Origin of the sequence: Eubacterium sp. CAG:156, assembly GCF_000434315.1 — a bacterium.
Taxonomy (GTDB): Bacteria; Bacillota; Clostridia; order Lachnospirales; family Lachnospiraceae; genus Eubacterium_U; species Eubacterium_U album.
The window spans coordinates 1-13,959 of sequence record NZ_FR878143.1 but is presented as its reverse complement, the minus strand read 5'-3'; the positions used below and the strand labels follow the sequence as shown (position 1 = coordinate 13,959).

11 protein-coding genes are annotated in these 13,959 nt (G+C 31.2%); 1 reads left to right on the top strand and 10 read right to left on the bottom strand.

The features are described 5' to 3' along the window. Nucleotides 1-8 precede the first annotated feature (8 nt). From asnB to ABMA45_RS02770, 10 genes are all read right to left on the bottom strand, one after another. A complete protein-coding gene (gene asnB, locus ABMA45_RS02815; RefSeq protein WP_022088366.1) occupies nucleotides 9-1,892 on the bottom strand; it encodes an asparagine synthase (glutamine-hydrolyzing) in 1,884 nt (627 codons plus the stop codon). A gap of 22 nt (nucleotides 1,893-1,914) precedes the next feature. Next, entirely contained in the window at nucleotides 1,915-3,390 is a 1,476-nt protein-coding gene (locus tag ABMA45_RS02810) for a UDP-N-acetylmuramoyl-L-alanyl-D-glutamate--2,6-diaminopimelate ligase (RefSeq protein WP_022088365.1), read from the bottom strand. A 45-nt stretch (nucleotides 3,391-3,435) separates the two neighbouring features. Further along, complete coding sequence (dapF, locus tag ABMA45_RS02805) at nucleotides 3,436-4,269, bottom strand: diaminopimelate epimerase (protein WP_022088364.1); 834 nt, start codon at nucleotides 4,267-4,269, stop codon at nucleotides 3,436-3,438. 196 nt (nucleotides 4,270-4,465) lie between these two features. Then, the gene (locus ABMA45_RS02800) at nucleotides 4,466-5,620 is read right to left on the bottom strand and encodes a D-alanyl-D-alanine carboxypeptidase family protein (RefSeq protein WP_022088363.1); all 1,155 of its coding nucleotides are present in this window, start codon (nucleotides 5,618-5,620) and stop codon (nucleotides 4,466-4,468) included. Nucleotides 5,621-5,704: 84 nt separating this feature from the next. Next, a complete protein-coding gene (gene scpB, locus ABMA45_RS02795; protein WP_022088362.1) occupies nucleotides 5,705-6,274 on the bottom strand; it encodes an SMC-Scp complex subunit ScpB in 570 nt (189 codons plus the stop codon). Nucleotides 6,275-6,290: 16 nt separating this feature from the next. Further along, a complete protein-coding gene (locus ABMA45_RS02790; protein ID WP_022088361.1) occupies nucleotides 6,291-7,034 on the bottom strand; it encodes a segregation and condensation protein A in 744 nt (247 codons plus the stop codon). 69 nt (nucleotides 7,035-7,103) lie between these two features. Beyond that, nucleotides 7,104-8,306 (bottom strand): D-alanyl-D-alanine carboxypeptidase family protein, encoded by a 1,203-nt coding sequence (locus ABMA45_RS02785; protein ID WP_022088360.1) that lies wholly within the window; start codon nucleotides 8,304-8,306, stop codon nucleotides 7,104-7,106. Nucleotides 8,307-8,356: 50 nt separating this feature from the next. Then, nucleotides 8,357-10,453 (bottom strand): sulfatase-like hydrolase/transferase, encoded by a 2,097-nt coding sequence (locus ABMA45_RS02780; protein ID WP_022088359.1) that lies wholly within the window; start codon nucleotides 10,451-10,453, stop codon nucleotides 8,357-8,359. Further along, complete coding sequence (gene udp / locus ABMA45_RS02775; RefSeq protein WP_022088358.1) at nucleotides 10,443-11,204, bottom strand: uridine phosphorylase; 762 nt, start codon at nucleotides 11,202-11,204, stop codon at nucleotides 10,443-10,445. Before udp ends, ABMA45_RS02780 begins: the two co-directional genes overlap by 11 nt. Before the next feature lie 130 nt (nucleotides 11,205-11,334). Further along, nucleotides 11,335-12,507, bottom strand: coding sequence for a phosphopentomutase (locus tag ABMA45_RS02770; RefSeq protein ID WP_022088357.1), 1,173 nt, complete (start codon nucleotides 12,505-12,507; stop codon nucleotides 11,335-11,337). Between the two features lie 374 nt (nucleotides 12,508-12,881). On the opposite strand from ABMA45_RS02770, the gene ABMA45_RS02765 reads away from it, so the two are divergent. Further along, nucleotides 12,882-13,910, top strand: a complete 1,029-nt coding sequence (locus tag ABMA45_RS02765) for a 3-deoxy-7-phosphoheptulonate synthase (RefSeq protein ID WP_022088356.1) — start codon at nucleotides 12,882-12,884, stop codon at nucleotides 13,908-13,910. The last annotated feature ends 49 nt before the right edge of the window (nucleotides 13,911-13,959 follow it).

The following is a 13,959-nucleotide window of genomic DNA, read 5'->3' as shown; positions in this document are numbered from 1 at the left end:
AAATATTTCTAGGCAGTTTTTATTCTATTTTTAACCCATTCATCATTAATAGGTTTAAAATCCTCTTCAACAAAGTATACGTTATACCAAACAAGGAAAACGTAAATTGTCCAAATCTTTCTACTGTTATCTGCTTTGTCTGCCTTGTGGTCTTCTAATAATTTTACAAGTAATTCTGTATTGAAGTATTTATTTGCAACATCACTTGTAAACATTTCATATACTTTATTGTAATATTTATCTTCTTTTAACCAAACTCTGATTGGAACCGGGAATCCAAGTTTCTTTTTATTGGCGGTAGCTTCAGGTAAATGTCTTTTGGCTGCAATTCTAAAAGCTCTCTTTGTAGCTTCTTCATTACATCTAAAATCTATTGGAAGTTTCTTTGCATAATCAAATACTTTTACATCAAGGAACGGAACTCTTGATTCAAGACAATGAGCCATACTCATTTTATCTGCTTTAAGTAAAATGTCGCCCTGTAACCAGAAATTTGTATCAATATACTGCATTTTAGCAATATCATTTAAGCCTTCTACTTTTTTATATGTTGAAGCCACAATATCTTTAGGTGGAATATGAGTAATTGGATGTTTCAAATACTTTTCCCTTTCTTCAACTGAGAACATATTGGCATTTCCAATAAATCTTTCTTCAACATCTTTACTGCCTCTGATTATAAAATCTCTTCCCTTTATATCAGGTAACTTTTTAGCTATAGCTGCGAGTCCTTTTCTAAGTCCTTTTGGAAGTTTCTGATATCCTTTAAGAGACAAAGGTTCATGATAAATATTATATCCACCAAAGAACTCATCAGCACCCTCACCTGAAAGAACAACTTTAATCTGTTCTGCAGCGACCTGATCAACAAAATAAAGTGCTATACATGAGGGATCTGCTAAAGGCTCATCCATATAATACATAACTGTAGGAATTGAATTAAAATACTCATCACTGTCAATTGTTTTATTATAATTTTCCTTGCCTAATTCTTTTACAAGACTTTCGGCATATCTGATTTCATTATATTTACTGTTTTTATCAAGAAATCCAACTGTAAATGTCTTCTTACCCGGAAATTCCGAAACGACATAACTTGAATCAACACCACTTGACAAAAGTGAACCTACCTCTACATCAGCAATCATATGAGCGTTAATTGTATCTTTAACAACATTCTCAATTTCACCTACTGTTTTTTCTAAATCTCCACTTTCTGCCGGTTCCATCATTGGATCAAAATATCTTTGGACTTCAAGTTTTCCATCTTTAAATATAAGGTAATGTCCTGCCGGCAGGCGATATATTCCTTTAAAGAATGTTTCAGGAAGAACAGAATACTGAAAACTTAAATACTGTTCAAGAGCTTCTTCATTAACTTCTTTTTTAAATCCCGGAAATTCTAATATTGCTTTTGTTTCAGAACTAAATATAAAGTTATCATTAAACAATGAATAATAGAATGGCTTTATGCCAAAGTGATCTCTTGCACCAAACATAAGTTTTTTATTAGTATCCCAGATAACAAAAGAAAACATTCCTCTTAATTTTCCAAGTAATTCTGTACCATATTCTTCGTATCCATGTATAAGACATTCTGTATCAGAGTCATTTGCAAATGTATGTCCTTTAGCAATCAAATCCTTTCTGATTTCTAAGTGATTATATATTTCACCGTTAAATACAATTGCAATATCGCCTGTTTCATTATACATAGGCTGTGCGCCATGACTTAAATCAATAATGCTAAGTCTTCTATGCCCAATAGCCACATCATTGTCTACATACATACCTTCATCATCCGGTCCTCTGTGTGCTATCTTATCCATCATAGTTTTAAGAACATCTCTGCTGTTATTTACTTTTCCTGCAAATCCACATATTCCACACATATCAATCTCTCTTTCGTCTTATTTATAATATTTTCTTTACTTCATCTTCATTGATAATTTCATCAATAAGAACTCTCTCATCCATCGGATATTTTACACCTTTAATTTCCTGATAATCTTCATGTCCTTTTCCAGCAAGAACAATAACATCTCCATCATTTGCATTAACAATAGCGTATTTTATTGCTTCTTTTCTATCCGGAACTACAACATATTCTCCATCAGCTTTCTTAATTCCCGTAATAATATCATTTATAATATCCATAGGTTCTTCAAATCTAGGATTATCAGATGTAACAATTGTTAGATCTGATAATTTAGATGAAACTTCTCCCATTTCAAATCTTCTTTCAGCTGAGCGATTTCCACCACAGCCAAATAATGTAACTATTCTTTTCGGATTATATTCTTTAAGACTCGTAATTAAACTTTCTAAACTCATAGCGTTATGAGCATAATCAATCATTAATGTAAATCTCTTTGAAACCGGAATAATTTCAACTCTTCCCTTAACTTTTACATCAATCAAAGCCTTCTTAATATCTTCAATGCTGTTAGTAAAATGTTTGCATATAGCAATAGCACATAATGAATTATATACACTAAATTTTCCGGGTATATGAATTTCTACAGGGAATGATAATTCTCCTGATAAATTATAAGATACGCATAAGCATCCCGGTTTTGTAAACAATTCAATATCATTAGCCTTAAGATCACATTCATTATCAATGCCGTATGTTTCAATATCACATGTATGACCATCTAATATCTTATCTAAGAAGTCCGCATCTGCATTTATTATTCCATGTTTGCATTGTTTTAAAAGCAATCCCTTACAATGTGCATATTCGTTAAAATCTGCATGTTCATTAGGACCGATGTGATCTGGTTCTATATTTGTAAAAACTCCATAATCAAATTGAATTCCTGCAACTCTGTTTTGTTTTAGTCCTTGAGATGATACTTCCATAACAACACATTCGCATCCCTCTTCAACCATCTTTGCAAAACTTTGTTGTACAACATATGATTCAGGCGTTGTGTTGCTTGCAGGTATTTTTTTATCTCCAATAATTGTTTCTATTGTTCCAATTAAGCCTGTTTTTATTCCAACACTTTCTAATACCTGACGTATCATATATGTAGTTGTTGTCTTTCCTTTAGTTCCTGTTATTCCAATTGTTTTTAATTTATTAGCAGGATATCCAAAATAGGCAGCAGACATATAAGCTAGCGCTTTTCTGTCGTCATTAACTTTTACAACAGTTATATTTTCAGGGGCCTTAACTTCATCAGTAACTATTAAAGCCGTAACTCCTTTTTCAATTGTTTGTGGTATAAATTTATGCCCATCTACGCCTGTTCCTTTTATGCACACAAACACATCATCTTTCTGTGCCTTTCTTGAATCATACACTATATTATTTATATCAATATCTAAATTGCCCTGTACAAGCACATATTCTATATCTGTGAGTAAATCTGATAATTTCATATTATTTTCCATGCATAGACTTAACAGTCTAATGTTCCTTTCATTTTATATATCATATTCTCCCGTAAAAACAGCTCTTGCAGGTCCTGTCATATATACAGTATTTTCATCCTGATTATATTCAATCTCTAATTCTCCACCTAATAGTTTTACAGTTACCTTATTTTCTGTAAGTCTGTTTAACACACTTGCAACTACGCTTGCGCAAGCTCCTGTTCCACATGCAAAAGTTTCACCTGAGCCTCTTTCCCACACTCTCATTTTTACTGTCTTCTTATCAATAATCTGAATGAATTCCGTATTTACTTTATCTGGGAAAATTTCATTATTTTCAAACTTAGGTCCGATTTTTTCTATTTCAAGATTATCTGTATCATTTATAAATGTAACTGCGTGAGGATTACCCATTGAAACGCATGTTATGTTAAATGTCTTTCCATCTACCTTTACAGGCTTATTAATCATCTTTTCATCGTCATATTTAACCGGGACTTTATCGCACTCAAGAATTGGTGCTCCCATATTTACTCTGACAGTTTTAACTTTTCCATTTTCAACATTTAATTTTAAAGTCTTAATTCCTGATAAAGTTTCAACTGTTATTACATCTTTATCTGTTAGTTTAAAATCATAAACATATTTTGCCACGCAACGGATTCCGTTTCCACACATCTTTCCTTCTGAACCGTCAGCATTGTACATACACATTTTAAAATCAGCTACTTCTGATGGATTAATTATTATAAGTCCGTCTGAACCTATTCCAAAATGTCTGTCACTAACTGCTATAGCAACTTCATTGGGATTATCAATTTTTTCTTCAAATCCGTTTACGTAAACATAATCATTTCCGCAACCTTCCATCTTTGTAAACTTCATAAGCTCTCCTGTTCTTCCTGCTACTTTTAATCAATAATAAGAGATTGTATCTATTAATATCAATTTGTTTATTTAAAATATACTATTTTTAAAAAACAAATTTGGTATAAATATACCACATATAAATATTAAAGTAAAACATTTTAATTTATATCATTGGCGTTTAAAATCTTGTATATCACTACACCTATTCCATTTAAATTAAAGAAAAAAATATCAAAAAAAATTTTTTTAAACAATATTTAAATTCATACTTTTTAATATTATGTTTTGCCTTAATCTCTATAGCTTTTATTTTAATATTATTTACATATATATTTTCGTATCCAACAACTTCATTCTTAAAAATTGGTGCATTCTTTTTGGATATTACTATCTTTTTATCAACTTTATCGTCATTTTTAAGCAGCAATCCAAATTTTTCATTCGTATATGTATTTAATATATTTTCTACCCCATTCCTAACATCGTATTTAACAAAATCATTCTGTATATCGACTATTTCTTTATAATTATAATTTTCACCATATTTCATTAAGCTTAAAGTGTCATTCCATTTATATCCTTTATTAGGTGGCCATCCACATGCAAGAACACATGAAATTAGTTTTTTATTTTCATTTTTTAAAGCACCTACAAAACAATATCCTGCATTTCCTGTAAATCCTGTCTTTATACCTATTGCATCACTCATTTTATCTAGAAACGCATCTTTATTACTTACAGAAACTCTTCTTCCGTTTTCGCTTACAAAAGAATAGTTTCTTGTATTTGTGATTTTTACAAACAGTTCATTATTTGTTGCATACATGCCTAAAAGAGCCATATCGTAAGCAGTTGAATATTGATTTTTGGCATCAAGCCCATTTGGTGTAACAAAATTTGTATCCTTCATTCCAATATCTTTTGCTTTAATATTCATTAACTCTGCAAATTTTTCAACACTTCCAGCTATATGCTCAGCGACTGCTACAGCGACATCATTATATGACTCTAACATCATTGCGTATAGTAAGTCTTCAAGTTTATATTTATCTTTTGAGTCTAAATGCATTTTAACCTTTGGCATAGCTATCGCATAATCAGACGGAGTAACCATATCACCAAGATTTCCATTTTCGATTACTAATATACATGTCATAATTTTAGTCGTGCTTGCCACAGACACTTTATTGTGTGCAGATTTTTCATACAAAATTCTACCTGAGTCCCCATCTATTAAAACAGCAGACTTTGCGTATTTTACTACTTTTTCCTCATCAGCATTTATTTTACAAATACAAAGTATATTACATGCGATAATTATCGTTATGCAAAAACTTATCAATCTATAAATACTTTTTTTAGTCATAACTCCCCCTGGTCATATTTTACATACTAATTAAAAAAATAAAGAAGCCAGATTTATATTCCAGCTTCTTTGCTACTTTATCTTTTAGTCATTTGATTTAAGAGAAACTTCTTTTTCTGCTTCTTCTTTTATTTCTTCTATAACATCAGGATTAATCTCAGGTAGATTTTCTGAAGAGTCAACTCCAAACCTTCTCAAAAATTCTTCTGTAGTACCAAAAAGTAACGGTCTACCCGGAGTATCTAATCTTCCAACCTCCTGAACCAATTCGTATTCAACTAGTTTATTGACTGCAAAATCACTTTTTACTCCTCTGATACTTTCAATCTCAGATTTTGTAATCGGCTGCTTGTATGCAATAATAGAAAGTGTTTCCATCATTACATCCGTAAGCACCTGTCTTCTTGGTTGCTTTGCAACTTTTATTAAATAATCATACATTTCAGGTTTAGTACATAACTGATATGCATTTTCTAACTCGATTATTCTAATTCCTCTTGAATCACTTTCAAGTTCCTTCTGCATATTTGCAACAATCTTTTTAACTTGAGCTTTAGTTAATTCTAAGGCCTTTGCAATCTTATCTATTTCTACTGATTCTCCCATAGTAAATAATATTGCTTCTATGGCAGCTTCATAATTATTTGTTTCCATTAAATCTTACACCTACTCATTCCTTTGTGCTAATAATTATATCATCAAATGTCTTTTCCTGACTTACATTAATCTCTCCCACTTTAATCAGTTCTAATACTGCCAGGAATGTAACTATAACTTCCATTTTTGATGTCTGGTTTTCAAGCAACTGTTTAAAGCTGCATTTATGCTTTTTTACAGCTACTTTTTTCACATAAGTTATTTTATCAGTAAGGCTGACCTCCTCCATTTCAATTTTACCAAATTTACTTCTTACAGGGTCAATCTTATCTATCTGGCGTTTAATTACTGTATCAAAAATTTCTTTTAACTTATTTAAATCAACATCCTTTAAAATTTCATCTAAATCTACAGGCGGTTGATATTTTGCAACTTCTTCAGGAATTGTCGGTTCTTTATATAGTGACTTTCCCGCATAAAGCTGCATATCTTTAAGTTCTATAGCTGCATATTTATACATTTTATATTCGATTAATTTTTGAACCAAATCTGCTCTCGGATCAATTTCTTCACCATCTTCATCAACTTCTTTAGGCAACAGCATTTTACATTTTATATCAATTAACGTTGATGCCATTACCAGAAATTCGCTGGCAAGGTCAAGATTTTCTTCTGCTAATTTACTTACGTACTCTAAATATTGTCTTGTAATTTCAACAATAGGTATGTCATAAATGTCTACTTTATTTTTTTCTATCAAATGCAAAAGCAAATCTAATGGTCCTTCAAACACTTCAAGTTTTACTTCTAATTCCATGTATCTTACTCTTTCAAATTAATATCATTGTTAATTTTACATAAATTCATATATTTTTTCAACTCATTTTTAAATGCAGCATCTAAATACATTTTTAAACATTTTTAAATATTCTGTTATAAAATTATTCTTCTCTACATTTTCATACGATATTATTTCTGTTTCTCCTATTTTTTCTTTGTCAATAAAATATTCGCATACACCAAGTTTATCCCCCTTTTTAACCGGAGCCTTAATATTAGTTTTAATCTTATCTTTGCTTTTAATGTTGCTAATATCTCTGTCCTTGATTTCTACATATGAAAATTTATTTTTAACCCCTGATTTTACGTATTCTTTTTTACCATTCTTTATTTTCACATTACTTTTATGCACATTTTCATCCTTATAAAATTTGCATTTTGAGAATCCATAATTAATCAGTTTTTCTGACTCAGAAAATCTTGTTTTATAGTCAGGCGCTGCCATTATTACCGACACCAATGTGACATCATTTTTCTGTCCTACAATAGATACGCAATATTTTGCTTTTGATGTGCTTCCTGTCTTTAACCCCTTTATGCAATCATTTGTTTTAAGTAATTTATTTGTATTTGACAGAACAAACTCCTTTTCCCCCTTATCCGTTTTATGAATTATGGTTTCCATCCATATTGTTGAATATTTAAATATCTGCGGATATTTTGTAATTAATTCTGAAGACATAATCGCCACATCATTTGCACTCGAATAATGGTTATCAGAATCCGTAAGTCCACAACAATCTTCGAAATTAGTATTATTCATATTTAGTTCTTTAGTTTTTTTATTCATTCTATCAACAAATTCGCTTTCAGAACCGGCTATGTATTCAGCCATGGCAACCGAGGCATCATTTCCTGACGCAACAACAATACATTTAATTAGTGTTTCCACACTTTGCTGTTCTCCTGTTTCCAAAAACACTTGTGAACCACCCATGCTTTTTGCGTGTTCACTTGTCGTTACCATATCATCCAATTTAATTTTACCCGCTTCTAATTCTTCAAAAATAAGTAATAGCGTCATTATTTTTGTTATACTTGCCGGACATAATTTCTCATCCCCATTTTTGTTTACCAAAATTGTTTTAGATTCAGGCTCCATCAGTACTGCCGCCTTAGCTGTTATTTCTTTTTCTATTGATGAATTTTCAACAGTTTCATTTTTGTTGTTTTTTGCAAAGACACTTTTACTAAAGATAAATGTAAACATTAGACAAACACAAAGTATGTATATAATTATTTTCTTCATAAAAAACTCCATTACAACCTATATAACATTGTAATGGAGTTTCATTAAAATTATTCTTTATTTTTTTTATTCTTTCTATTTTTCTTAGTTTCAGGTACGGTTGTCTCAGGAATTGTTGTTTCTTCCTGTGGCATTGCCAGATTTTCCGATTCAAAAATAATCGGATCTGTCTTCTTCAACACATGAGTATCTGAATTCTGCTGGTATACAGAGAAACTGTCTCCATCTTTCAAATCGCCATAATTTATCATTAATGTGCTGTCATCAATAAATACAGTAGAAACTTTTTCGTCATTTATATAAACTTTACTATAATTTGTGAAGTTCTTTCCATAAATATAAACTGTTCCACTTCCATCATTCATTGGCGAAATTGATGAAACAGACACCTTTGTAAGACCAAACTGAATATCTGTTGCTACATATGGATTATCACCACCATAAAGCAAATGATCCCCATACAAGCTGTCATATTCAAGATTTTGTAAACCATCTGCATAATCATCATCATTCTTGTGCTTTTGTGTATAATTATTGATTGTACCTGCAGTCATATTTAATCCGCCAAGAATTTTTGACTGTAACTGGTATGCTTCTATATCTTCGTCTTCGTATTTTGTCTTAAAATTAGACCAGATAACATACTGTGTCTGATATACATCACCATTTACAAGTTCTGATTCCGTTATACCTAAACTTGGCAAATGATCTCCATACATAACTAATATTGTATCTTCATCTCTCTTAGAAAGAGTTTCCACAAGTTTCTGTATAAATTTATCCATTTCATTTATCTGCCAAACATAATACTGATACTGATTTGTCTTTGCCTGATCATCTAATCCACTTACAGTAATCGGATAATCATAGTCTCCTTCAGTAGGATAACTTCCGTGTCCCTGTACAGAAATTGTATAAATATAATCCTGTCCTTCTGTAGAGTCAAGTGCTGCAACTATTTCATCTGTAAGGAAATAATCTTTTGCCCAACCCATAGGAGTAAAGTCATCAATATTCATTGTTTCTATACTTGAAAATGTATCGTATCCTAAATTTGAAAATACTACATTTCTACTATAAAAAGTTGCTGTATTATCATGAATTGCATGAGTAGCATAACCATATTCCTTTAAGTTATATGCTATACTTTCACATGTTGTCTCTTTTAAAATTGTTTTAAAAGGATATTCACCAGGGCCAAAATCATCCAGATTCATTCCTGTCATAACTTCAAATTCTGTATTTACAGTTCCTGCACCTACAATTGGAACATCTAAATATCCACTTGGATACTGTTCCATCAGGCTTTCAAAATATGGAACCGGATTTTCAGAAAAAGTTATATTTGTCATATTGTTAATATCAAAAAATGACTCTAACTGCAAAAATATTATATTAGGCTTTTTCTTTACCTTCGTTTCTTCTACATCTGCAGTCAAACTTTTTATTGTTTTATCTGAATAGTCTGCCGGCTTATCTACACCTGTATTAACCAAACTGTTAGTAAAGCAGTAAACAAAACCATAGTCTCTGTAACTGTCAGCCAGATTTCCAAATTTAGCTGACAATAATGATGAAGCAATTCCTAAATTAATTGCGCCAAAACCTATCACCCATATAATTGCTATTGCTATTATGTTACGAACATAATTAATTTTATGATTTACTTTAGGTACTTTAATCCAAACAAATACTAATCCTACAACTGCTAAAATCGCTAAAGCTATAATAAGTATGTATGCAAAAGTATTTAAATATTTATTCATTACATCCAATGCACTATCAATAAGCATCATGTCTACCGCAGTAAATGGTGTAACTCTATACGATAGCAATACACAGTTGGCTATACCAAATATAATCCAAACAATCGATATAATTGATATACCAAAAAATCTTCGTCTCATCAGTAATGTAACTGACAACGTCATTAAAATTATTATCGAATTACATATAAAAACATATGGGCTTGAAATAAGATAAAAAATTCCTTTTAGGAAAGAACCTCTTGCCAACATTTCAATAATAAGATTAACTAGTAATGCAACAGTAATATACATATAAATTATATGTTTATTATAAGTTTCCTTAAAAAAATGTTTTACTTTAATTAATTCCTCTTTTGCTTTTTTAATGTTATCTAACATCCCTGTCTTCCTCTATTAAAATTTTTATAGCATCTACAGCAACTTTTATAGCCTTTTCGGTATTAAGACAGTCCTCTTCTACAAATCCTGCCTTCTTTCTTTCCTGATTCCATACTACATTAAACACAGAACCACATCTAACGCCTAAAGTCGCTGCAACTGTATACAATGCAGCTGATTCCATTTCACTTGCAAGCACTCCCAAACGTTTCCATGCTTTCCATTTATTTAACAGTTCATAAGACACCGGCATTCGCTCAGGTGCATGCTGTCCATAAAAAGAATCTTTACATTGTACCACTCCACAATGATACACTATTTTATTTTTTTTGCAAGCATTAACTAATGCAGTTGCAATAGAAAAATCTGGAACAGCTGGAAATTCAATTGGTGCATATTCTCTACTTAACCCTTCATTTCTAATAGCTCCGGTTGCAATAACACAATCTCCTGATTTTACTTTCATGTTAATTCCGCCACAGGTTCCTATACGCACAAATGTATCCGCTTTACACGCAACCAGTTCTTCCATTGCTATTGCAGCTGAAGGGCCACCAATTCCTGTTGAAGTAACAGAAACTTTTTTCCCTTCTAAATATCCTGTATACGTAACGAATTCTCTATTTCTGCTTATAAACTTTGCATCATCTAGATGAGATGCTATTTTTTCACACCTGCCCGGGTCTCCCGGAAGAATTACATATCTTCCAACGTCATTTTCATCTACCTGTATATGATATTGTTTTCCCATATAGTACCCTCCTATTCAATCCTCTAAAATCATATGATATAATATCAAAATGGGAATAATGCAAACACATCCTCAAATAGCAAAATCCATTTTTGTACTCTAATCATTATATTTTTCAACTAAAACAATGCTAAAGAATTTTATTTAAAAAACTTTCACCATTGCTTATTTTTACACCAAATATTTCTGCTATTGTAGCTCCAATATCAGAAAATGAATTCAATATTCCCAAATCTACTCCATTTTTACAATTCTTAGAATATGCAATAACAGGAATATATTCTCTTGTATGATCAGTTCCTTTAAAAGTAGGGTCACAGCCATGGTCTGCATTAATTATAAGTAAATCATTATTCCTTAAATTATCAATTATTTGAGGCAATCTGCTATCAAAATCAATAAGTCCCTGTCCATAACCTTCTACATTTCTTCTGTGTCCCCATTTTGAATCAAACTCTACTAAATTTGTAAATATAAGCCCCTTTTCTAGTTCTTTCATTTCATCTAATGTTTTATTTACGCCATCCATATTATCCGTTGTATGAATTGCCTTTTCTATTCCGCTTCCACAAAATATATCATTTATTTTTCCAACTGCCGTAACACTAATTCCATTGTTTTGTAATATTTTAAGCAAATTAGAGTCTGATGGTTTAACTGAAAAATCTCTTCTATCGCTTGTTCTTACAAAGTTTCCCGGATTGCCATCAAATGGTCTGGCAATTACTCTTGCCACGCTATCATCTCCACAAAGAATCTTTCTGGCATTTTCACACATTTCATATAATTCATCCAAGCTGTAAACAGATGTATGACACGCCACCTGAAAAACACTGTCAGCTGAGGTATATACAATTGGTTTCTTCGTCTTAATATGTTCGACTCCATATTCTTCTATTACTTTCGTTCCCGAACCAACCTTATTACATAATATACCCGGTAAATTTGAAGATTCTATAAACTTATTTATTATTTTTTCATTAAAACCATTTGGATATACTTTAAAAGGAGTCTCCGTAATTATCCCCGTCATTTCCCAATGACCAACTGTTGTATCCTTTCCTTTAGATTTCTCCATAGCTTTACCATATATTCCAACAGGATTTACTACATTTCTAATATTTTTATTTACACCTTGTATATTCCCAATCCCAAGTTTTTCTAAATTAGGAAGTCCAAACCCCTCTTTTGATTCATAAATATGTCCAAATGTGTCAGCACCTTCATCTCCAAATTTATCAGCATCCGGAAGTTCACCTATACCTGCACTATCTAATATAATCCAAATTACTCTGTTTAACATTTAAACCACCTCCACAAACAAAATATCGCTCTAGATGTGTAGACAAATTAATCTTAATCTAACTTTTTACATCATTTTATATGTTTATTATACTACTTTTACTTTTAAAATAAAAATATGATGGCATATTTTTTCTTTATTGAAGAATTAAATTTATATGGTATAATGAGCGTTAGCGATGGGTAACCTTCAATTACCTTATATGGTGAATTTTATCTTATAATTGATTATTTTTAATCAAAAATGCATTGAATAAAAGCATTTTCTAACAAGTAAGTTGATTATATTTAATCAGCATTTTTATTCTGATTAAATCAGAAATAATTTTATTCCCATACATCCTATAACGACTTTTACTAAAGGAGAGCAAAATTATGAGTTATGAATTTTTCAGAAAACTTCCGACTCCATTGGAAATCAAAACAATGTATCCGGTGTCAGATGAAGTTGCAAAACAAAAAGAATTAAACGATGCAGAAATTCGCAAAGTTTTCACAGGCGAACTTGACAAATTTTTATTAATCATCGGTCCTTGCTCAGCTGACAATCAGGAAGCTGTTGAAGACTACATTTCAAGACTTGCTAAAATTCAGGAAGAAGTTAAAGATAAACTTCTTATCATTCCAAGAGTTTACACAAACAAACCTCGTACAACAGGTAAGGGATATAAAGGTATGTTACATCAGCCTGATCCTGAAAAGAAACCTGATTTGCTTCAAGGGTTAATCACAATAAGACAGTTATTCTTAAAGTTAATGGAAGATACTAAGTTACCTTTAGCAGATGAAATGTTATATCCTGAAAATTACAGATATTTTTCAGATTGCTTATCATATGTAGCTATTGGTGCAAGATCTGTTGAAGATCAGCAGCATCGTTTAACTGCAAGTGGAATTGACATTCCTGTCGGAATGAAAAATCCAACAAGTGGAGATATTTCAATCATGTTAAATTCAATTGAAGCTGCACAATGTGGTCATTCTTTCATCTATAGAGGATGGGACGTTCAGACATCCGGAAACGATTTAACACACGCTATATTAAGAGGTGCCGTAAACCAATACGGTCAGTGCATCCCTAACTATCATTATGAAGATTTAATTAATTTACATGATTCATATATGGACAAGGGATTTGCAAATCCTGCAGTTATTATTGATACAAACCATTCTAATTCAAACAAAAACTATTTAGAACAGATTAGAATAGCTAAAGAAGTAATGCATAACAGAAAACATTCTGACGACATGAAGAAATTCGTTAAAGGTCTTATGATTGAAAGTTATATTGAAAACGGAAATCAGCCATTATCTGAACATACATATGGTAAATCTATTACTGATCCATGTTTAGGTTGGGACTTATCTAAAGAATTAATTTACGAAATTGCTGATCAAGCTTGATGAAATAAAAATCCGACAGACATTGATATGCTCCCTGTCAAGTAGACAG

What these genes read in the sequence shown, in the direction of transcription:
- ABMA45_RS02765 (WP_022088356.1), top strand. Translation starts at nt 12,882, where the DNA reads ATGAGTTATGAATTTTTCAGAAAACTTCCGACTCCATTGGAAATCAAA.
- ABMA45_RS02785 (WP_022088360.1), bottom strand. Translation starts at nt 8,306, where the DNA reads ATGAAGAAAATAATTATATACATACTTTGTGTTTGTCTAATGTTTACA.
- ABMA45_RS02790 (WP_022088361.1), bottom strand. Translation starts at nt 7,034, where the DNA reads ATGGAATTAGAAGTAAAACTTGAAGTGTTTGAAGGACCATTAGATTTG.
- ABMA45_RS02780 (WP_022088359.1), bottom strand. Translation starts at nt 10,453, where the DNA reads ATGTTAGATAACATTAAAAAAGCAAAAGAGGAATTAATTAAAGTAAAA.
- udp (WP_022088358.1), bottom strand. Translation starts at nt 11,204, where the DNA reads ATGGGAAAACAATATCATATACAGGTAGATGAAAATGACGTTGGAAGA.
- scpB (WP_022088362.1), bottom strand. Translation starts at nt 6,274, where the DNA reads ATGGAAACAAATAATTATGAAGCTGCCATAGAAGCAATATTATTTACT.
- ABMA45_RS02810 (WP_022088365.1), bottom strand. Translation starts at nt 3,390, where the DNA reads ATGAAATTATCAGATTTACTCACAGATATAGAATATGTGCTTGTACAG.
- ABMA45_RS02800 (WP_022088363.1), bottom strand. Translation starts at nt 5,620, where the DNA reads ATGACTAAAAAAAGTATTTATAGATTGATAAGTTTTTGCATAACGATA.
- asnB (WP_022088366.1), bottom strand. Translation starts at nt 1,892, where the DNA reads ATGTGTGGAATATGTGGATTTGCAGGAAAAGTAAATAACAGCAGAGAT.
- ABMA45_RS02770 (WP_022088357.1), bottom strand. Translation starts at nt 12,507, where the DNA reads ATGTTAAACAGAGTAATTTGGATTATATTAGATAGTGCAGGTATAGGT.
- dapF (WP_022088364.1), bottom strand. Translation starts at nt 4,269, where the DNA reads ATGAAGTTTACAAAGATGGAAGGTTGCGGAAATGATTATGTTTACGTA.